This window comes from Azospirillum humicireducens (assembly GCF_001639105.2).
Lineage (GTDB): Bacteria > Pseudomonadota > Alphaproteobacteria > Azospirillales > Azospirillaceae > Azospirillum > Azospirillum humicireducens.
In genome coordinates, this window is the sequence record NZ_CP015285.1 from 327177 (window position 1) to 345986 (window position 18810).

The 18810-nt window shown below is 68.0% G+C and carries 19 protein-coding genes; 12 read left to right on the forward strand and 7 right to left on the reverse strand.

Translation table 11 applies throughout. From position 1 onward, the window contains the following. Positions 1-229 precede the first annotated feature (229 nt). The gene (locus tag A6A40_RS01460; protein WP_063633808.1) at positions 230-2026 is read right to left on the reverse strand and encodes an acyl-CoA dehydrogenase; all 1797 of its coding nucleotides are present in this window, start codon (positions 2024-2026) and stop codon (positions 230-232) included. Positions 2027-2246: 220 nt separating this feature from the next. Between A6A40_RS01460 and A6A40_RS01465 the strand changes: the two genes are divergently transcribed. Both A6A40_RS01465 and cobT read left to right on the forward strand, forming a co-directional pair. Next, entirely contained in the window at positions 2247-3293 is a 1047-nt protein-coding gene (locus tag A6A40_RS01465; RefSeq protein WP_063633809.1) for a lysozyme family protein, read from the forward strand. A 128-nt stretch (positions 3294-3421) separates the two neighbouring features. Then, on the forward strand, positions 3422-4447 hold the full coding sequence (gene cobT, locus A6A40_RS01470; protein ID WP_063633810.1) for a nicotinate-nucleotide--dimethylbenzimidazole phosphoribosyltransferase: 1026 nt from the start codon (positions 3422-3424) through the stop codon (positions 4445-4447). A 165-nt stretch (positions 4448-4612) separates the two neighbouring features. Here cobT and A6A40_RS01475 read toward each other — a convergent pair whose 3' ends face one another. The 5 genes from A6A40_RS01475 to A6A40_RS01495 form a co-directional block, all read right to left on the reverse strand. Then, entirely contained in the window at positions 4613-5182 is a 570-nt protein-coding gene (locus A6A40_RS01475; RefSeq protein ID WP_063633811.1) for a hypothetical protein, read from the reverse strand. 22 nt (positions 5183-5204) lie between these two features. Next, on the reverse strand, positions 5205-6353 hold the full coding sequence (dapE, locus tag A6A40_RS01480; protein WP_063633812.1) for a succinyl-diaminopimelate desuccinylase: 1149 nt from the start codon (positions 6351-6353) through the stop codon (positions 5205-5207). Positions 6354-6366: 13 nt separating this feature from the next. Continuing rightward, positions 6367-6684, reverse strand: a complete 318-nt coding sequence (locus tag A6A40_RS01485; protein ID WP_063633813.1) for a hypothetical protein — start codon at positions 6682-6684, stop codon at positions 6367-6369. A 108-nt stretch (positions 6685-6792) separates the two neighbouring features. Next, positions 6793-7635 (reverse strand): 2,3,4,5-tetrahydropyridine-2,6-dicarboxylate N-succinyltransferase, encoded by an 843-nt coding sequence (dapD, locus tag A6A40_RS01490; RefSeq protein ID WP_063633814.1) that lies wholly within the window; start codon positions 7633-7635, stop codon positions 6793-6795. Positions 7636-7743: 108 nt separating this feature from the next. Next, positions 7744-8475 (reverse strand): pyrimidine 5'-nucleotidase, encoded by a 732-nt coding sequence (locus tag A6A40_RS01495; RefSeq protein WP_063633815.1) that lies wholly within the window; start codon positions 8473-8475, stop codon positions 7744-7746. A gap of 221 nt (positions 8476-8696) precedes the next feature. On the opposite strand from A6A40_RS01495, the gene A6A40_RS01500 reads away from it, so the two are divergent. From A6A40_RS01500 to A6A40_RS01515, 4 genes are all read left to right on the forward strand, one after another. Beyond that, complete coding sequence (locus tag A6A40_RS01500) at positions 8697-10439, forward strand: sensor domain-containing diguanylate cyclase (protein ID WP_063633816.1); 1743 nt, start codon at positions 8697-8699, stop codon at positions 10437-10439. After that, positions 10436-11773, forward strand: a complete 1338-nt coding sequence (locus tag A6A40_RS01505) for a DUF2336 domain-containing protein (protein ID WP_063633817.1) — start codon at positions 10436-10438, stop codon at positions 11771-11773. Before A6A40_RS01500 ends, A6A40_RS01505 begins: the two co-directional genes overlap by 4 nt. 30 nt (positions 11774-11803) lie before the next feature. Next, positions 11804-12436, forward strand: a complete 633-nt coding sequence (locus A6A40_RS01510; RefSeq protein WP_063633818.1) for a hypothetical protein — start codon at positions 11804-11806, stop codon at positions 12434-12436. 105 nt (positions 12437-12541) lie between these two features. After that, the gene (locus A6A40_RS01515) at positions 12542-13186 is read left to right on the forward strand and encodes a hypothetical protein (RefSeq protein WP_063633819.1); all 645 of its coding nucleotides are present in this window, start codon (positions 12542-12544) and stop codon (positions 13184-13186) included. A gap of 7 nt (positions 13187-13193) precedes the next feature. On the opposite strand, the gene A6A40_RS01520 is transcribed toward A6A40_RS01515, so the two are convergent. Beyond that, complete coding sequence (locus tag A6A40_RS01520; RefSeq protein WP_063633820.1) at positions 13194-14546, reverse strand: pentapeptide repeat-containing protein; 1353 nt, start codon at positions 14544-14546, stop codon at positions 13194-13196. Between the two features lie 333 nt (positions 14547-14879). On the opposite strand from A6A40_RS01520, the gene ffh reads away from it, so the two are divergent. The 6 genes from ffh to rpmH all read left to right on the forward strand — a co-directional run bounded on the left by ffh (position 14880) and on the right by rpmH (position 18783). Further along, on the forward strand, positions 14880-16265 hold the full coding sequence (gene ffh, locus A6A40_RS01525; RefSeq protein ID WP_063636066.1) for a signal recognition particle protein: 1386 nt from the start codon (positions 14880-14882) through the stop codon (positions 16263-16265). 61 nt (positions 16266-16326) lie between these two features. Beyond that, a complete protein-coding gene (rpsP, locus tag A6A40_RS01530) occupies positions 16327-16683 on the forward strand; it encodes a 30S ribosomal protein S16 (protein ID WP_063633821.1) in 357 nt (118 codons plus the stop codon). A 51-nt stretch (positions 16684-16734) separates the two neighbouring features. Further along, on the forward strand, positions 16735-17304 hold the full coding sequence (rimM, locus tag A6A40_RS01535) for a ribosome maturation factor RimM (protein WP_063633822.1): 570 nt from the start codon (positions 16735-16737) through the stop codon (positions 17302-17304). A 59-nt stretch (positions 17305-17363) separates the two neighbouring features. Beyond that, a complete protein-coding gene (gene trmD / locus A6A40_RS01540; protein ID WP_236783767.1) occupies positions 17364-18110 on the forward strand; it encodes a tRNA (guanosine(37)-N1)-methyltransferase TrmD in 747 nt (248 codons plus the stop codon). Positions 18111-18151: 41 nt separating this feature from the next. Beyond that, positions 18152-18547 (forward strand): 50S ribosomal protein L19, encoded by a 396-nt coding sequence (rplS, locus tag A6A40_RS01545; protein ID WP_012973145.1) that lies wholly within the window; start codon positions 18152-18154, stop codon positions 18545-18547. Between the two features lie 101 nt (positions 18548-18648). Continuing rightward, positions 18649-18783, forward strand: coding sequence for a 50S ribosomal protein L34 (gene rpmH / locus A6A40_RS01550; protein WP_012973146.1), 135 nt, complete (start codon positions 18649-18651; stop codon positions 18781-18783). Positions 18784-18810 lie beyond the last annotated feature (27 nt).

Below are 18810 nucleotides of genomic sequence, written 5' to 3' on the forward strand. Positions count from 1 at the left end.
GTCCGGCCCGATTTTCGGCGGAACGTTGTCTGAAGCATCTGCTGGATATAGGATTAACATCCTGTTTTTCCGCGGAGTCCCCATGTCCCCCATTGCCCGGCTTTCCACCCCGTTCACTGTCCCACGCCGCCATCGCGCGGGCGGCGTTGAACAGTTGAACAGGGTCCGGAAAACCGTTTCACGGTGTTTCAAACGTCCCATCCACCCCCGCGAAACAGGGGTGCAAACCTCAGAACTGGTCCTCGCTCAGCGCCATCACCGTGTTGCGGGCGCTGGCGATGGTCGGCAGCAGCGCGGGGGCGGTCGCCAGAACCTGCTCGGCGTAGAAGCGCGCGACGATCAGCTTGGTCTCCAGGAAGGACGCGTTGGCGCCCGGCTGGCGCAGCCCCTCCATCGCCTTCATCGCCGAGCGGGCGAGCATCCAGCCGCCGGCAACCGTGCCCCACAGCTTCAGATACGCCACCGCACCGGCCGCGGCCCCCTGCAGGTCGCCCTCCGCCTGGGTGGCGACCATCCAGTCGATGGCCTTGTCCAGCGCGTCCAGCCCGGCCGACAGCTCGGCGCGGATCACCGCCAGATCGTCGCCGGGGGCGGAGCCCAGCTCCTCCACCGTCGCCCGCATGTCGGCGACGAAGGCTCTCGCCGCCGCACCCTTGTCGCGGCCGGTCTTGCGGAAGGTCAGGTCGTTGCCGTGGATGCCGTTGGTGCCCTCGTAGATCGGGGTGATGCGGGCGTCGCGGTAATGCTGGGCGGCCCCCGTCTCCTCGATGAAGCCCATGCCGCCATGGATCTGCACGCCGGTGGACGCCACCTCGCAGCCGATGTCGGTCGACCACGCCTTGACGATGGGGGTCAGCACATCGACCCGCGCCGTGGCCGCGGCGCGGACGCCCGCATCCTTGTGGTGGCGGGAGATGTCCAGCTGCGTGCCGGCATAGAGCGCCAGGGCGCGGGCGGCTTCGGTCTTGGCACGCATGTCCAGCAGCATGCGGCGCACGTCCGGATGCTTGATGATGGCGACGCCGGAGCCCTTGGGATCGGCCAGATCCTTGCTCTGCACCCGGCTCTTGGCATAGTCGCGGGCCTGCTGGTAGGCGCGCTCGGCGATCGCCACGCCCTGGATGCCGACACCGAGCCGGGCGTTGTTCATCATGGTGAACATGTATTCGATGCCGCGGTTCTCCTCGCCGACGAGGTAGCCGATGGCGCCCTCGTCGTCGCCATAGGCCATGACGGCGGTCGGGCTCGCCATGATGCCCAGCTTGTGCTCCAGGCTGGCGCAGCGCAGGTCGTTGCGCTGGCCCGGCGTGCCGTCGGCGTTGGGCAGGAATTTCGGCACGATGAACAGGCTGATGCCCTTGATGCCGGCCGGGGCGTCGGGCAGGCGGGCCAGCACCAGATGGACGATGTTCTCCGTCAGGTCATGCTCGCCATAGGTGATGAAGATCTTCTGGCCGGTGATGCGATAGCTGCCGTCCTCCGCCCGCACCGCCCTGGTCCGCACCGCGGCGAGGTCGCTGCCCGCCTGCGGTTCGGTCAGGTTCATCGTCCCGGTCCATTCGCCGGAGATCATCTTCGACAGGTAGACCGCCTTCTGCTCGGCACTCGCATGCTCGGTCAGCAGATCCACCGCGCCCTGGGTCAGCAGCGGGCACAGGCCGAAGGACAGGTTGGCGGCCTGCCACATCTCGTTGACCGCGAAGGCGACGGTCCAGGGCAGACCCTGCCCGCCATACTCCGGCTCGAAGGGCAGGCTGTTCCAGCCGGCTTCGGTGAACTGGCCATAGGCCTCCTTCCAGCCGGTGGCGGTGCGGACGACGCCGTTCTCCAGCTTGGCCCCTTCCTTGTCGCCCACCCGGTTCAGCGGGGCGAGCACGCCGGAGGCGAATTTGCCGGCTTCCTCCAGGATGGCGTCGACCAGATCGGGGGCGGCGCTGTCGCACTGGGGCAGGGCGGCGATGGCGTCGAGGCCCACCACCTCGTTCAGGACGAAGCGCAGATCGTCGACCGGAGCGGTGTAGGTCATGGCGGGGCGGTTCTCCCAAGGCAGATTTATAGGGGAAGGATTGTTTGGTTTACCTATACGTTAACATACAGCATCGGATGGCGCTTGGCGAGAGGGCGGGATGCCGCGTCTTGGCAAGGCTAGGCCCGCCGCAGGGCCGCATCAAGCCTCCAGCCGATTGGCATGGCGTCTGCATAGGAGTGTCCGCCTCCCACCGGGGCCTTCACACGGGGATCGACCCATGACCTACGCTTCCGCCCTCGGCAATCCCAGCGACACCGCCGCCCAGCAGGCCCGCGCCGCCCGCGGTCCGGCCAATGTGGAGGCCGCCGTCCGCAATGCCAGCGCCAGGACGGGGGTCGATTTTTCCTACCTCATGGAAAAAGCTGCCGTGGAGAGCGGCTATCGCACGGACATAAAGTCCTCCTCCTCGTCGGCGACCGGGCTCTACCAGTTCATCGACAGCACATGGCTGCAGACGATGAAGGAGCATGGCGCCGACCACGGCTATGGCAAATACGCCAACGCCATCCAGACCCGCAGCGACGGCCGCCCCTATGTCGCCGATCCGGAGATGAAGAAGGAGATCCTGGAGCTGCGCAAGGATCCGACCGCCTCGGCCCTGATGGCGGCGGAATACACCCGCGGCAACAAGGAGTATCTGGAGGAGACGGTTGGCGGCAAGATCGGCTCGACCGAGCTGTACATGGCCCATTTCCTGGGGGCCGGCGGCGCGTCGAAGTTCCTGAACGCGATGCAGGAGAATCCCGGCCGCACCGCCCGCGACGTCTTCCCCGAGGCGGCGGCGGCCAACAAGAACGTCTTCTACGACAAGGCCACCGGCAAGGCGAAGTCGCTGAAGGAGATCTACGACCGCTTCGCCGGCAAGTTCTCGGAGAACCCGCTCGCCAGCTTCGCCCCGGCCCAGGCGGCGACCGACGCCGTGCGCAAGCAGGACATGCCGGACGGCTTCACCACCCAGGTGCCGATGGCTCCGGCCAAGGCGCTGAACGGCACGCCGCTGTCGATCTATCAGGTGCTGGCGCTGAACGCTCTGGAGACGCCGGACGAGGTCGACAGCATCAGCGGCCGTCCGGCCCGCCTGCGCGACAAGGAGAACCGCCGCATGCGCGAGGAGCCGGTGCGGACCGAGCAGACGGCGGGCAACGGCGTCGCCATGGGCTTCGGGCTGGGGCTGGGCCGGATCGTCGGCTCCGAATCGGCGACCCCGGTCGCCTCCGCAACCGCGGGCGCCGCCGGCAAGGATGCCGTGACGAAGGCTGCTTGAGCGGGGCGGCCCGAGCGGGGCGCCATGAGGCGGAGAGGGGCAAAATGCCCTACGCTGGCGCTTTGACTTGAGGGCCGGATGGGTGCAAGGTCGCGCCGTTTTTTGGCGCTCACCCCTCAGGACCGATCATGAGCAACCAGCAGCCCGCCGTCACCTTCGAGGAAATCCGCGCGCTCGTGCGCAACCTGCCCGGCCCCGACCTGGAGGCCGGCACCGCGGCCCTCCAGCGCGAACGGCAGCTGACCAAGCCGGCGGGCTCGCTCGGCCGGCTGGAGGAGATCGCGCAGTGGATGGCGACCTGGCAGGGCGAGCACCCGGCCGAGGTCCGCCGCCCGCGCGTCGCCGTCTTCGCCGGCAACCATGGCGTGGCCGCCCGCGGCGTCTCGGCCTTCCCGGCCGAGGTGACGGTGCAGATGGTCGCCAACTTCCAGAACGGTGGTGCCGCGGTCAACCAGCTCTGCGAGGTGGCCGACGCCGACCTGCGCGTCTACGAACTGGACCTGGAGAACCCGACCGCCGACTTCACCCAGGGTCCGGCCATGGGTGAGGAGGAATGCTGCCGCACCATGGCCTACGGCATGATGGCGGTGGAGATGGGCGTCCAGCTGCTGGCGCTGGGCGAGATGGGCATCGCCAACTCGACCTCGGCGGCGGCGATGTGCCTCGCCCTGTTCGGCGGCGAGGCGGCCGACTGGACCGGCCGCGGCACCGGCATCGACGACGCCGGGCTCGCCCGCAAGATCGCCGCGGTGGAGGCCGGCGTCGCCGCCAACCCGCAGGCCAAGGACGACCCGTTCGAGGCGCTGCGCTGCCTCGGCGGCTACGAGTTCGCCGCCATCGCCGGCGCCATCCTGGCCGCCCGCGTCGCCCGCGTGCCGGTTCTGCTCGACGGCTTCGCCTGCACCGCCGCCGCCGCCGTGCTGTACAAGGCCGACCGCCGCGCGCTCGACCACTGCATGGTCGCCCACCGTTCGGTCGAGCCGGGCCACACCCGCCTGATGCAGGCCATTGGCAAGGAGCCGCTGCTGGATCTCGGCATGCGGCTGGGCGAGGGCTCGGGTGCGGCGCTGGCGATCAACATCGTGAAGTCGGCTGTCGCCTGCCACGCCGGCATGGCGACCTTTGCCGACGCGGGCGTTGCCACGCAGGGGTAAGTGAGGGGCGTGGGGGCCTGTCGCCCCCTCCCTAACCCTCCCCCGCGTTCCGCGGGAGAGGGGACTGCCGCCGCTCTTGCATTTACGTCACGCCGACAAGCGTCCTGCCCCCTCTCCCGCGAAGCGGGGGAGGGATGGGGAGGGGGCGACCGATGCTGAACTCCCTCACAGCATCCCGTCCGCCAGATCGCTGATCGCCGCCGACAGGAACAGGTCCAGCATCACCAGCGCCGCGGCGGCCAGCCCCGAAAGTGACAGGGCGGTGCGCAGGACGAACCATTGATAGGTCAGCATCGCCATCAGCACGCCGAAGACAAGGGCTTCGGATACTCCCGACGGCAGCAGGCCGCTGGCCGACAGAACGATGGCCGGCAGGTAGATCGCCATCTGCACCACCGCCGACCAGTTGTAGGCGGTCAGTGCTCCGGGATAGAGCTGCTCCTTGCCCAACAGCGACGCGATGCGGAACAGGGCGAGCGGGAAGGCGGTCCAGCTGACGATGTAGGCGATGCCCTCCACCGTCACCAGTTGCAGGACCGGCGTGCCGTCCAGCTGGTCCCACAGGCGGATCGCCAGCAGCAGGGCATAGGCAGGCAGCACCACCACGGCGGCGTAGAAGGAGTTCAGCGCCCCATCGGGCGTGCGGTCGAAGAACTCCATTCCGGTCCGGTCGAAACGGGCCAGCCGCCAGGCGCCGGTCAGGGCGGACAGGATGGCGGGGGTGGTCAGCGGCATCGTGGTGTCCCGGTCAGACCTCTCACCCGGCAAGGCGCGTGAACACGCCCTTCAGGATCGACTCGTAGATGGCGGTCAGCTTGCGCAGATCCTCCACCGAACAATATTCATCCACCTTGTGCATGGTCTGGCCGACCAGCCCGAACTCCACCACCGGGCAGACATTCTTGATGAAGCGGGCGTCCGACGTGCCTCCGGTGGTCGAGTATTCCGGACGGCGCCCGGTCACCCCCTCCACCGCCTCGGCCACCAGTTCGGTCAACGGACCGGGCGGGGTGACGAAGCTGTCGCCGGAGCAGTAGACCTCCAGCTCATAGGCGCCGCCGACGGCATCGAAGCTGCGGCGCAGCCACGCCTCGATGCCGGCCGGGGTGTGGGCGTCGTTGAAGCGGATGTTGAAGGTCGCCTTGCCCTGGGCCGGAATGACGTTGGTGGCTGTGTTGTCGACGTCGATGGTGGTCAGCGCCAGGGTGGATGGCTGGAAATGCGCCGTGCCCTCGTCCATCGGGTGCTCGGTGATGGCGGCCAGCATGCGGACCAGCCGCGGCAGCGGGTTGTCGGCCAGATGCGGGTAGGCGACGTGGCCTTGCGCGCCGAACACGGTCAGGAATCCGGTCAGGCTGCCGCGCCGGCCGATCTTGATCATGTCGCCCAGCGCCTTGGGGTTGGTCGGTTCCCCCACCACGCAGGCGTCGATGCGCTCGCCGCGTTCGGCCAGCCAATCCAGGACCTTGCGGGTGCCGTTGATCGCCACCCCTTCCTCGTCACCGGTGATCAGCAGGCTGATCGAACCGGCGGGCGGGCCGTCCTGCAAGCGCCGCGACACGGCGGCGACGAAGGCGGCGATGGCGCCCTTCATGTCCACCGCACCGCGGCCGAACAGGCGGCCGCCCATCACCTCGCCGGCGAAGGGATCGACCGTCCAGCCCTTGTCGCCCGGCGGCACCACATCGGTGTGGCCGGCGAAGCAGAAGTTGGGACCCTCGCTGCCGAGCCGGGCATAGAGGTTCTCCACCGGCTCCGTCCCGTCCTGCTGGAAGCGCAGGCGGTGGCAGGTGAAGCCCATCGGCGTCAGCGCCGCCTCCAGCACGCCCAGCGCGCCGTCGTCGCGCGGCGTGACGCTGGGGCAGCGGATCAGATCCTGGGCGAGGGCGACTGGGTCGATGGTCATGGAATGCCTGTTTTCAGACTGGACGGGATGCGGTCAGTTCGCTGCCGGTACGGGCGCTTGAACTTTCCGGCTTCGTCCTGTGGATTGCCAGGATCGCCAGATGTGCCTCCATCGCTGCGTTCGTGCGTTCGATCCGGTGCAGGATCTGCAGGACATGAACGACAGCCATGATGAAGGCGGCGGAAACCAGGGCGCCGAAAAAAGTTGTGGCCACGAGAAGAAGGTTGCCGGTCGCCAGCATGGCGAATGCAGCGAAAAATCCAATTGTCACACTTATAAATGCCAGGATCTTCAAAACTGCGGTGACGAAAGACAGCTTGAATATGTCCATTTCCGCCTCGTTCGGCGCTATGCCGTAACCTGAATACGATTGTCCGGCAAATTGACTGTTGTGCGGCAGTAAGCGCTCCCCGATGACTGTATCGGGGAGCGCAATGGATCAATCCCGCAGCAGGTCGTTGATCGCGGTCTTCGAGCGGGTCTTCTCGTCGACGCGCTTGATGATGACGCAGCAGTACAGGCTCGGGCCGGGCGTGCCGTCGGGCAGCGGCTTGCCGGGCAGCGAGCCGGGGACGACGACCGAATAGGCCGGGACGCGGCCCATGAAGACCTCGCCGGTGTGGCGGTCGATGATCTTGGTCGAGGCGCCGATGTAGCAGCCCATGGAGATGACGGCGCCTTCCTCGACGATCACGCCCTCGACGATCTCCGAACGGGCGCCGATGAAGCAGTTGTCCTCGATGATGACCGGATCGGCCTGCAGCGGCTCCAGCACGCCGCCGATGCCGACGCCGCCCGACAGGTGGACGTTCTTGCCGATCTGGGCGCAGGACCCGACGGTGACCCAGGTGTCGACCATGGTGCCGCTGTCGACATAGGCGCCGACATTGACGAAGCTCGGCATCAGGATGACGCCGGGAGCGACATAGGACGACTTGCGGGCGATGGCGCCGGGAAGGGCGCGGAAGCCGGCGTTCTGGAACTGGCCTTCGGTCCAGTTCTCGAACTTCGGCGGCACCTTGTCGTACCAGGAGGAGCCGCCGGGGCCGCCGGGGATCATCTCGTTGGCGTTCAGGCGGAAGGACAGCAGCACGGCCTTCTTCAGCCACTGGTTGACCGTCCAGCCGTCCGCGGTCTTCTCCGCGACGCGCAGGTCGCCGGCATCCAGCGCGTCCAGCGCCGCATTCACGGCGTCGCGGACGGGACCGGTGGTGGCGGTGGTGAGATCGGCGCGGCTTTCCCAAGCGGCGTCGATGGTGGCTTGCAGGCTGGCGTGGCTCATGGCGCGGTCGTTCTGCTGTCGATTGTCCAAGGGACGGCACCATGAAGCGGCATCGCGCCCGCTGTCAACCACACCCGCGGCCGACAATGGCCGGTTTGCGACAAAGCCCTACAGTCCCGCAACGGCGGCCAGCCAGGACGGCAGATCATCCACGGTGTGGTCGATGTGGACCCCGGCGCCGACGCCGGCCTTCTCGTACTCCTGCTCGCCGCGGACCCAGACCGTGGTCATGCCCAGCGCATGCGCGGGGGCGAGGTTGCGGGCGATGTCCTCCACCATGCAGGCGTCGGCGGGGTTGACGCCATGGCGCTCGACCAGGCTGGCGTAGGGGCGGGGGTCGGGTTTGGGCACATAGCCGGCCGCGGTGATGTCGAACACCGCCTCGAACCGGTCGATGATTCCCAGGCGGCCGGCGACATTCTCCGCATGGCGGACCGAGCCGTTGGTGTAGATGATCTTGCGGCCGGGAAGCCGGTCGAGCGCGTCGGCGAGCTGGGCGGAGGGCTGGACGCCGGTGACGTCGATGTCGTGGACATAGTCCATGTAGGCTACCGGATCGACGTCGTGCTCGCTCATCAGGCCGCGCAGCGTTGTGCCGTAATCGCGGAAGAACTGCTTCTGCCGCACCCTGGCCTCGTCCATGCCGATGTTGAAATGCGCGGCGATGAACTCGTTGATGCGGCGGTCGACCTGGGCGAACAGGTTGCAGGACGCCGGGTAGAGCGTGTTGTCGAGATCGAAGATCCACACCGCGCGGTCCCGCAGAGCGGTCGGAAGCTCGGTGGCGGTGGCGGTGGCGGTGGCGGGCGCCGGTGCGGCGGAAAAGGTCGGGGCGGTCATTCCAGAAGAATGGGGCCGACGCCGCCCGGCCGCAAGCCGCTTCACAAGGTCGCAGCCCGTCGCTGGTACCTTTTGCCGGGCGAGGCAATGGGGAGTCCTCCGCCCCGTTGGTTGATTGAAGATTAACCTCTAAGGAGGTAGCATGACAGAGAGTATGCAACGGTTTGCTGCCTAAGGTTTTTTGCCCCGCCCGCTTCGTGGATTGCCCATCTGGGATCGCCGTGGACCTCCTTCTGACCACCGGTACCTCCGCCTCTCCCTCCGCCGCCACCGGTGGCCAGACCAGCCCCGTGACGCTGGTCGCGCTGTATCCCGGCCCGGCTCTGCGGCTGGACCCGGCGCTGGCCATTGCCGAAGCCAATGCCGAGGCGGAGGACATGATGGACAGCGATCCGCGCTGGCTGCCCGATCTCCGCAGCTGGCTCTCGGCGTCGAGCGTGGCGCCGGGCCTGCGCTCGGTGCCGGTGGAATCGTTGCGCGGAATCATGATCGTCGAATGGGCCGGCGTGCCGCTGCCGGACGGCGGCTTCCTGCTTCTGGGGCGCGACGACACGCTGGAACGGCAGCTGCGCCACACGCTGACCGAGTCGCGCCGCCGCTACAAGGATCTGGTCGAGGTTTCCTCAGACTTCGCATGGGAGACCGGCCCTGACGGCACCTTCGTCTTCGTCAGCCACAAGGGCGCGTTGGGATATCCGGCCGACGCGCTGATCGGCCGCGATCCGCGCAGCCTCGCGCTGGAGGAGGCGGAAGACCTGCCGATGCCTTTCGACAGCCGCCGCCCGGTCGACCAGACGGAGCTTTGGCTGAAGGGCGCCGACGGGACACCGGCCTGCGTCGTCGCGTCAGCCCTGCCGCTGTTCGGGCAGCAGGGCGACTGGATCGGCGCCCGCGGTGTCTGCCGTGACGTGACGGAGCAGGTGCTGCGCTCCAACGAACTGGCGCGCATCCGGAACCGTGAGAGATTGCTGGGCCACATCGTCCATACCCTGCGCGACCGTCTGGATGCCGCGGAAGCGCTGGCCGTTGCCGCAACCGAGACGGCGCGCGCGCTCAGCGCCGATGGCTGCCGCATCTACCGGGCCGAAGAGGGGACCGGGGGGGGCGGCCAGGGTGGCGGCCGCGTCGCCCTGTCGCTGGTCGCGGAATTCGGGGCGGAGTTGCCGGATGTCGGCGCGGCGCTGCTCGACCGCATCGCCAATGGCGAGGGGCTGGTGGCCGACCGTTTGGGCGATATCCAACTGATCGGGGAGCGGACGGAATACCGGCAGGCGGTGAACGGCGCGTTGCTGGTCTGGCGCGCCGGCGATTCGGAGCCCTGGGACGACGACGACCGGCAGCTGATGTCGGGCGTGGCCGACCATATCGGCATCGCGCATGCCCATCTCGCCTATCAGGAGCGGCTGCGGCGCCTGTCGGAACGCGACGGGCTGACCGGCCTGTTCAATCGCCGCACCTTCTTCGAACGGCTGGAGGAGTCGATCTCGCGGCCCGACAGCGGTCCGTCGGCCCTGCTTTACGTCGACCTCGACAACTTCAAGGCGGTCAACGATCTGCACGGACACCAGCAGGGAGATACGGTGCTGAAGGCCATCGGCACGCTGCTGACCACCGGAGTACGCCCTGGCGACCTGCCGGGCCGGCTGGGCGGCGACGAGTTCGTCCTGTGGCTGGGCCGCACCGACGAGGCGAAGGCCCGCATCGTCGCCGAACGGCTGTTGAAGGGCATGCGCGAGCTTGCCCACCTGTCGGCCAGTCCGGAGAAGCCGCTGGGCCTGTCGATCGGCATCGCCGTCCACACTCCCGGCCGCGGCGAGAGTGTGCGGGAGTTGACCGACCGCGCCGATGCCGCCATGTACGATGCCAAGAAGAGCGGCAAGGGCCATTACGCCCTGGCCCCCGCCTATCAGGCGGTCCCCGAGATGTCTTCTTCCGACGTTTCCGCCGCGGAGCCCGCACCGTGACCCCGCCTGCCACCCAGCGCTCCGAAGCGCTCGACCCCGCCGATTACGAATCCGCCAAGCGGATGGTGCAAAGCGAGGATCCGGCCGTCCGCCGGAAGGTCGCCGAACATCCCAAGACCCGGCCGGAGCTGTTGTATTTCCTTGCCGCAGACGCAGCGGCTGAGGTGCGGCGCGCCATCGCCACCAATGCCGGCACCCCGCGTCAGGCCGATCTGCTGCTGGCCAAGGACCGTGAGGTCATGGTGCGGCAGGCGGTGGCGCGGAAGATCGCCCGCCTTTTGCCCGAATTGTCGGCCGATCAGGCGATCCAGATCGAGCGGCTGACGGTGGAATGCCTGGAAACTCTGGCCCGAGACCAGGCGACGGAGGTGCGCGGCATCCTGGCCGAAGCGCTGAAGGACCTGCCCAACGCCCCGCACGGCGTGATCAACCGACTGGCCCGCGACGTCGAGCTGTCGGTCTGCGGGCCGGTGCTGCAGCATTCGCCGATCCTCACCGAAGAGGATCTGACCGACATCATCATGAAGGGGCCGGTGCGGGGCGCGATGACCGCCATCGCCAGCCGGCAGAACGTCACGGCGTCGGTCGCCGACGCCATCGCGCGGTCGGACGACGAGGCGGCGGTGACGGCGCTGCTCGGCAACCCGTCGGCCCAGATCCGCGAGGAGACGCTCGACCGCATCCTCGATCAGGCGCCCCAGCACGAGCCCTGGCATTCACCGCTGGTCCGCCGTCCGCGGCTGCCGGCGCGCGCGGTGGCGCGGCTCGCCAGCTTCGTCGCCGACAATTTGCTGAAGGTCTTGCAGGACCGCGACGACCTCGACCCCGCCGCGACGCGCGGTCTGGTGGAGGCCGTGCGCCAGCGGGTTGGTCAGGCCGCGGCCGGTGCCGCGCCGGGCCTGCCGCTCGGCCCGGTCGATTTCGGCGAGGAGGCTGTCGGCGGTACTGCCGCTGCCGCCGGACCGGAAAAGCCGGTGGAACGCCCCAGCGACAAGGCGGCACGCCTGAACAAGGAAGGCAAGCTGACCGAGAGGCTGATCGAAGGATCGATGGTGGAGGGCGACCGCGCCTTCGTCATGGCGGCGCTGGCGGAGCTGTCGCAGATCGAGTTGGCGGTGGTCGACCGCATCGTCGCCACCCATGCGCCGCGCGCCGTCACGGCCCTGGTGTGGCGTGCCGGGCTGACCATGCGCTTCGCCAGGCAGGTCCAGTTGCGGCTTGCCCAGATTCCGCCAAAAACGGCGCTTAATGCTCGCGACGGCACGCACTATCCGATGACCGATGAAGAGATGCGCTGGCAGCTCGAATTCTTCGGTGTCGAGGCGAAGGCGTGACGTTCCATTCCCTATCCGGTTCTTCCTGGTATGCGTGTCGCTTTCCTCGCCTTCTTCGTCATCCTGATCGCCGCAGCCACCAGCTTCGCCGCCCCGCCGCGCGAGACGCCGGAGGAGCGGGCGGTCGCCGCGACCTTCGATGCCGCCCGGACCGCTTTGACAGAACAGCGCGGATCGGCGGTGATCCCGCTGCTCACCCGCAATTCGGTCAAGAGGCTGGAGTCGGTGCGCGACGCCGCTCGCCAGCCGGGTGACGCGCCGCTGCAGAGGCTGGAGCCGGCGGAGCGTTTCGCCGCCATGGGGCTGCGCCGCTATCTCGGCCCGTCGGACCTGCGCCGCATGTCGGTCGGCGACATCGCCAACCATGCGCTGAAGGCCGGCTGGCTCGGCCCCAACGTCATCTCCCGCAGTTCGCTGGGGCCGGTGCGGGTGAAGGGCGACCGGGCCTCGGGCCTGCTGATGGTCGACAACCGGCCGGCGCTGGTCCCCGCCGATTTCGTGCGCGAAGGCGGGGCGTGGCGCATCGACCTCGCCAGCGTCTTCACCTTTGGCAGCCAGATGCTGAAGGGCTTCGCCGCCATGTCCGGCAAGGACGAGACCGCCTACATCGACGATCTGCTCGACCGGTTGCCGGCCAAACCGGGTGCCACGACGCTCCGCTGAGGCGGAAAAGGGATACGACGTTCCGCCGCGTCCATACGCGTGATTGCGGGAGCCCCAGCTGTTGCGTAGACTCGCGCCCGCTTCCACCAAGTGTTGGCGCCGACGATGACCGCACCGGAAGAGACCAGTTCCTTGCCGCCCCCCAGCCGGACCATACCCTGCGGCGCCCGTTTCCGTGCCGCGGTTCTCGAGCTTGCCGCCGCGCGCGGGGTCGGAGTGCCGCTGCTGCTGGCTGCCGCTCTGCTGCTGGCACCGGAAGGGGCCACCGATCCCGGCCTACGCGACTCCGATGGGGAAGCGGTTCTCGACGTGGGAGCAAGCGACGCTTCCGACGCTGCGATCCGCAAGGCGCTGGCCGCGGCGCTGGCGCTGGCCGATCCGGGCGCCCGCATCCTGCCGGGAGCGGATGTCCGCCGGCTTGAAGCGGCGGTCGAGACGCTGGGCTACCGCAACAAGACTCTGGCCCATGCGCTGCAGCGCCTGTCCTTCCAGCCGCTGGACGGCCGCATCACCGAGGTGCGCGATGCTGCCCAGCTGTTCGGCTTCGTCAACGAATGGTGTTTCGATGAGGATCAGGTCCGGCGCCGCTTCCGCGAGCTGGCCCCGGTCTACCACCCGGACACCGGGATCGTCGCCTGCCGCGAGCGGATGGGCCAGTTGATCGATGCCCGCAACCTGCTGGTCCACCATGTCCGCAGCGTCTACGGTTCCGGTGACTGGATGGCGAAGCGCGGCGGGCCTTCGGCCTGAGCTGACCTCAGCCTTCCAGCCCGATCGCCTCCTCGACGATCGCCTGGTCCAGCGTGGCGCCGTCCAGGACCGCACCGGTGAGGTCGGCCCCGGTCAGGTCGGCTTCGCTCAGATCGGCCCCGGTGAGGTCGGCCCCAGCCAGGTTGGCTCCGGCGAGATTGGCCTTGCGCAGGTCGGCCCTGCACAGCAGCGCCATGCCCAGCCGGGCCCGCTGAAGATTGGCGCGCCAGATGTGGCCGCTCATGGTCTGGATATGGACGGGGCCGAGCTGGACGCCGGTCAGGTTGGCGCCGGTCAGGGTGGCCCGCTCGAAATTCACGCCGCGCAGGTCGGCGTTCGACAGGTCGGCCTTGCGCATGTCGGCCAGCGACAGGTCGGCGATCGCCATCGCCGCACCGGTCAGCGAGGCGCCGCGCAAGGCGATGCATTGCAGGATTGCCGCGGACAGGTTGATGCCGTCCAGCTTCCGGCCCGACAGGTCGAGAGCAGAGAGGTCGGCGCGCTTGCCGGCCTTGCCGCCACTGTCGATCCAGGACAGATGCTCCACCAGAATGTCGCGCAGGTCGTCGTCGGGATTCTCCAGCGTCTTCGCCAGAACCGCCGCCTGGATGTTGGGGGAGCGCAGCTGAGCCGCGTCCAGAATGGCGCCGATCAGCGTGGCGCCGCTGAAATTGGTGCGGTTGATGGCGCAACCGGTCATCACCGCTCCCGACAGCCGGGCCCCCGAGAGGTTGGCCTCCGTCAGGTCGGCATCGGTCAGGTCGCAGCCGGTCAGGTTTGAGCCGGTCAGGTTGGCGCGCATGAACTTCGTGCCGCGCAGAATGGCGTCGGTCATGTCGGTCTGCATGACGAAGGCGTTGGCGACCTTGGCCCGCGACAGGTCGGCGCCGCGGATGGTCGCCGCCGTCAGTTCCGACGTCAGGACGCTGTCCTCATACTGGTGGGAGAACATTTCGCCGCTGGAATCGTAATGCAGCAGGGTGCCGTCGCGCAGATCGACCTCGACCAGCGTGGCCTCGCTCAGCACCGCACCGCGCAGGCAGGCGCCGCGCAGGTCGGCCCGGCGCAGGTCGGCCTTCTCCAGGTTGGCCAGCCGCAGGTCCGCGGCATAGAGATTGGCATTGACAAGATTGGCGCCGGTCAGCCTTGCGCTGAACAGCTTGGCGCCCGAGAGGTCGGCATCCGACAGGTCGATGCCCGAGAGGTCGAGATGCGACAGGTCGCGCATCTTCAAGTTGGCGCGCACGCCGCCCGGCTGGCTCTTTCGGAAAGCCTGGTGCCGCAACAGGATCGCGTTGAGCTGGCTCTGGGTCAGCTTGGTTCGCGGGCTGTTGGAACCGAAGCCCTGGGCGGACGACATCGCCGGGATACCTTCTCTATTTGGTTAGCCATAATCAGAAAGAGTCGCCAAAATTTCGTTAAGGTGCGGAGATTTGTGACAAGCGTCGGACGGATAACCAGGAGACAGCAAGAATGACCTTCGGCTGAAGGCGCTGGGGCGCTTCTAGTGATTGACTCGGTCCGCCGGCTTCTCTATGGTCTGCCGACCTGTCTTCCGCAAAGCCGATAGACCGGGTACCCCGGCCCCATGCCGGGTATCTCCGCCAGTCCGCGAGGTTCGCGCACTGGCGCTTTCGTGCTTGTGCGGGTGGCGGTTCTGACGCTGGACCCGGAACTGGGGAACGAGTATCGCATGTTCGAAGGCCTGACCGGACGCCTGGGCGACATCTTCGACAAGCTGCGCCGCCGCGGCGCGCTGACCGAGGAGGACGTCTCCGCCGCGCTGCGCGAGGTTCGCGTGGCGTTGCTGGAGGCTGACGTCGCTCTGCCCGTCGTCAAGCAGTTCGTCACCCAGGTGAAGGAACGCGCCGTCGGGCAGGAGGTGCTGAAGTCGGTCACTCCCGGCCAGCAGGTCATCAAGATCGTCCACGACAACCTCGTGGAGATGCTGGGCGAAGGCTCCGAGATCAACCTGAACGCCGCCGCCCCGGTGCCGATCCTGATGGTCGGCCTGCAGGGCTCGGGCAAGACCACCAGCACCGCCAAGATCGCGCTGCGCCTGAAGACGAAGGACCGCAAGAAGGTCCTGATGGCCTCGCTGGACGTCCGCCGTCCGGCCGCCCAGGAACAGCTGAAGGTTTTGGGCGAGCAGACCGGCGTCGCCACGCTGCCGATCGTGCCGGGCCAGGATCCGGTCGCCATCGCCAGGCGCGCCATCGAGACCGGCCGTCTCGAAGGCTATGATGTCGTCATGCTCGACACCGCCGGCCGCCTCGCCATCGACGAGGAGCTGATGGCGGAGGTCGCGGCCGTCCGCGACGCGACCAGGCCGGCGGAAACCCTGCTGGTCGCTGACGCGATGACCGGCCAGGACGCCGTCACCGTCGCCACCAATTTCAACGACAAGGTCGGCATCACCGGCATCGTGCTGACCCGCATCGACGGCGACGCCCGTGGCGGTGCCGCCCTGTCGATGCGCCAGATCACCGGCAAGCCGATCAAGCTGCTGGGCGTCGGCGAGAAGATCGACGCGCTGGAGCCCTTCCACCCCGACCGCATCGCCGGCCGTATCCTCGGCATGGGCGACGTGGTGTCGCTGGTGGAGAAGGCCGTCGAGACCATCGACAAGGACGAGGCCGAAAAGCTCGCCCGCAAGATGGAGAAGGGCCAGGGCTTCGACCTCGACGACATGGCGATGCAGCTGAAGCAGCTCCGCAAGATGGGCGGCATGTCCGGCCTGATGGGAATGCTGCCGGGCATCGGCAAGATCAAGGACCAGCTGAAGGACGCCAACGTCGACGACGGGATGATCAAGCGCCAGGAGGCGATCATCTCCTCGATGACCAAGGCGGAACGTAAGAACCCCGACATCATCAAGGCATCGCGCCGCAAGCGCATCGCCGCCGGTTCCGGCACCTCGGTGCAGGAGGTCAACAAGCTGCTGAAGCAGTTCGAGACCATGCGCGGAATGATGAAGCAGGTGCAGAAGCTTGGGAAGAAGGGGATGCTGCGCGGCGGCCTCGGAAACCTGCTGCCGAAGGGACTCGGCGGCTTTGGCGGCAAGGGGCCTTTCGGCTGACCCGACCGCCTCTAGAAATCACCTGATACCTGTTTGACTTGAGAAGAGAAAGTTTCGACCAATGGCTCTGAAGATTCGTCTGGCTCGCGGTGGTGCGAAGAAGCGTCCGTTCTACTCGATCGTCATCGCGGACGCCCGCAGCCCGCGTGACGGCCGCTTCATCGAGAAGATCGGCACCTACAACCCGATGCTGCCGCGCGAGCATGAGCAGCGCATCATCCTGAACGCCGAGCGCGCCAAGCATTGGCTGTCGGTCGGCGCCCAGCCGACGGACCGCGTGGTTCACTTCCTGGCCAATGCCGGCCTGGTCGAGAAGCCCGCCGTCCGCGAGACCCCGAAGAAGTCGGCTCCGAAGGCCAAGGCGCAGGAGCGTCTGAAGGCCGAGGCCGCTGCCGCCGCTGCCGCCGCCGAGGGCTGAGCTTGAGGCCGCAGGGTTCGAGGTCGTGACGACGTGCCGGGTGTTCCTTCGATGACCGCCAAGATCTGTGTCGGCCAGTTCGCGGGATCGCACGGCGTGCGGGGGCTGGTGAAGCTGCGCAGCTTCACCGCCGAACCCGCCGACATCATGACCTACGGCCCGCTGTCGGATGAAGCCGGCACCCGCCGCTTCACGGTGACGCTCCAGGGCATGGTCAAGGACAACTTCCTGGCCAAGGTCGACGGGGTGACGAGCCGGGAGCAGGCCCAGGCTCTGGCAGGCATGCGGCTCTATGTGGACCGCGACGCCCTGCCGGCGACGGAGGACGAGGACGAGTTCTACCATGCCGACCTGATTGGCCTGCGTGCTGAACTCGCCGACGGAACCGCCTACGGCACGGTGAAGGCGATCTACGATTTCGGGGCCGGCGACGTGCTGGAGATCAGGACCGCAGGCGGGCCGCTGGAGATGCTTCCCTTCTCCAAGGCCTGCGTGCCGGTGGTGGATGTCCGGGGCGGCCGCATCGTCATCGATCTTCCGGCCGTTATCGAAGCCCGCGAAGGCTCCGAGGACGAGGCGGAAGACGGGGATGAAGGCGGACTCGGGAGCGAGGGGCCGTGAACCACGGCGCCGAAGGCCCGCGGGTCTGGACCGCCAAGGTTCTGACGCTGTTCCCTGAAATGTTTCCGGGGCCGCTTGGCCACTCGCTGGCCGGCAAGGCGTTGGAAAATGGAGTCTGGGCGCTGGAATCGGTGGACATTCGCTCGTTCGCGCGCGATAAACACCGCTCCGTCGACGACACCCCCTTCGGCGGAGGGGCCGGCATGGTCATGCGGCCCGATGTGCTGGACGCGGCTTTGACCGCGACGGCGGGACCTGTGGGGGCACCGGGACGCGGCCGGGCGATCTATCTGTCGCCTCGCGGACGGGTGCTGGACCAGGAGCTGGTCAAGGAGCTGGCCGCCACCCCGGTGGTGACGCTGCTCTGCGGCCGGTACGAAGGGGTGGACCAGCGGGTCCTCGATGCGCACGGCCTCGAAGAGGTCAGCCTCGGGGATTTCGTGCTGTCCGGCGGGGAACTCGCCGCGCTCAGCCTGATGGATGCCGTGGTGCGCTTGCTCCCCGGCGTCATGGGCAACGTGGAGACGGCGGGCGAAGAGAGTTTCGAACGGGGGTTGCTCGAATACCCCCACTACACCCGGCCGGCGGTCTGGACCGACGGGCAGGGTGTGGAGCGCGCGGTGCCGGAGGTTCTGCTCTCCGGTCACCACGGAAAGGTCAAGGCCTGGCGGCTGGCCGAGGCGGAGAAGATCACGGAGGCCCGACGGCCGGACCTGTGGTCGCTCTACCAGGCGGGACGTCCGGCAGAAACTGTTACGAACAAGGGTCGGCGGCAGGCTCGCCGGCGCGACCCGAAACCGGAGTGACGGTCCGCCGCGAGGCGCGCCGATAGAAAAGGGGTAGTGCTATGAACCTGTTGCAGCAGCTCGAGCAGGAGCAGATCGAGAAGGCCCTCGGTGGCAAGACGATCCCGGAGTTCTCCTCGGGCGATACCGTCCGCGTGAACGTCAAGGTCGTCGAAGGCACGCGCGAGCGTGTCCAGGCCTATGAGGGCGTCGTGATCGCCCGCAAGAACGCCGGGCTGAACAGCTCCTTCACCGTTCGCAAGATCAGCTACGGCGAGGGCGTGGAGCGCGTGTTCCCGCTGTACTCCCCGCGCATCGACTCGATCGAGCTGGTCCGCAAGGGCGCCGTCCGTCGCGCCAAGCTGTACTACCTGCGCGATCTGCGCGGCAAGGCCGCCCGCATCGCCGAGCGCACCACCGGCCGCGGCATGGTCAACGGCCGCCGGGCTGCCGAGTAAGGCACCTTCCGGTTCGGTCCAGGTTCATAGGTTCGGCGCCCGGCCACCCGGCCGGGCGTCTTCTTCCCGTCACCATCAGCAAAGCTTAAGGAGTAGGCGCCATGAAGCGCACGTTCCAGCCGTCCAAAATCGTGCGTAAGCGTCGTCATGGCTTCCGCGCCCGTATGGCCACCGTTGGCGGCCGCAAGGTGATCGCCCGCCGCCGCGCCCGCGGCCGCAAGGTTCTGAGCGCCTGATCCCCGCGATGGCGGCGCCGGACCGCA

What these genes read in the sequence shown, in the direction of transcription:
- A6A40_RS01460 (WP_063633808.1), bottom strand. Translation starts at nt 2,026, where the DNA reads ATGACCTACACCGCTCCGGTCGACGATCTGCGCTTCGTCCTGAACGAG.
- A6A40_RS01465 (WP_063633809.1), top strand. Translation starts at nt 2,247, where the DNA reads ATGACCTACGCTTCCGCCCTCGGCAATCCCAGCGACACCGCCGCCCAG.
- cobT (WP_063633810.1), top strand. Translation starts at nt 3,422, where the DNA reads ATGAGCAACCAGCAGCCCGCCGTCACCTTCGAGGAAATCCGCGCGCTC.
- A6A40_RS01475 (WP_063633811.1), bottom strand. Translation starts at nt 5,182, where the DNA reads ATGCCGCTGACCACCCCCGCCATCCTGTCCGCCCTGACCGGCGCCTGG.
- dapE (WP_063633812.1), bottom strand. Translation starts at nt 6,353, where the DNA reads ATGACCATCGACCCAGTCGCCCTCGCCCAGGATCTGATCCGCTGCCCC.
- A6A40_RS01485 (WP_063633813.1), bottom strand. Translation starts at nt 6,684, where the DNA reads ATGGACATATTCAAGCTGTCTTTCGTCACCGCAGTTTTGAAGATCCTG.
- dapD (WP_063633814.1), bottom strand. Translation starts at nt 7,635, where the DNA reads ATGAGCCACGCCAGCCTGCAAGCCACCATCGACGCCGCTTGGGAAAGC.
- A6A40_RS01495 (WP_063633815.1), bottom strand. Translation starts at nt 8,475, where the DNA reads ATGACCGCCCCGACCTTTTCCGCCGCACCGGCGCCCGCCACCGCCACC.
- A6A40_RS01510 (WP_063633818.1), top strand. Translation starts at nt 11,804, where the DNA reads ATGCGTGTCGCTTTCCTCGCCTTCTTCGTCATCCTGATCGCCGCAGCC.
- A6A40_RS01515 (WP_063633819.1), top strand. Translation starts at nt 12,542, where the DNA reads ATGACCGCACCGGAAGAGACCAGTTCCTTGCCGCCCCCCAGCCGGACC.
- A6A40_RS01520 (WP_063633820.1), bottom strand. Translation starts at nt 14,546, where the DNA reads ATGTCGTCCGCCCAGGGCTTCGGTTCCAACAGCCCGCGAACCAAGCTG.
- ffh (WP_063636066.1), top strand. Translation starts at nt 14,880, where the DNA reads ATGTTCGAAGGCCTGACCGGACGCCTGGGCGACATCTTCGACAAGCTG.
- rpsP (WP_063633821.1), top strand. Translation starts at nt 16,327, where the DNA reads ATGGCTCTGAAGATTCGTCTGGCTCGCGGTGGTGCGAAGAAGCGTCCG.
- rimM (WP_063633822.1), top strand. Translation starts at nt 16,735, where the DNA reads ATGACCGCCAAGATCTGTGTCGGCCAGTTCGCGGGATCGCACGGCGTG.
- trmD (WP_236783767.1), top strand. Translation starts at nt 17,364, where the DNA reads ATGTTTCCGGGGCCGCTTGGCCACTCGCTGGCCGGCAAGGCGTTGGAA.
- rplS (WP_012973145.1), top strand. Translation starts at nt 18,152, where the DNA reads ATGAACCTGTTGCAGCAGCTCGAGCAGGAGCAGATCGAGAAGGCCCTC.
- rpmH (WP_012973146.1), top strand. Translation starts at nt 18,649, where the DNA reads ATGAAGCGCACGTTCCAGCCGTCCAAAATCGTGCGTAAGCGTCGTCAT.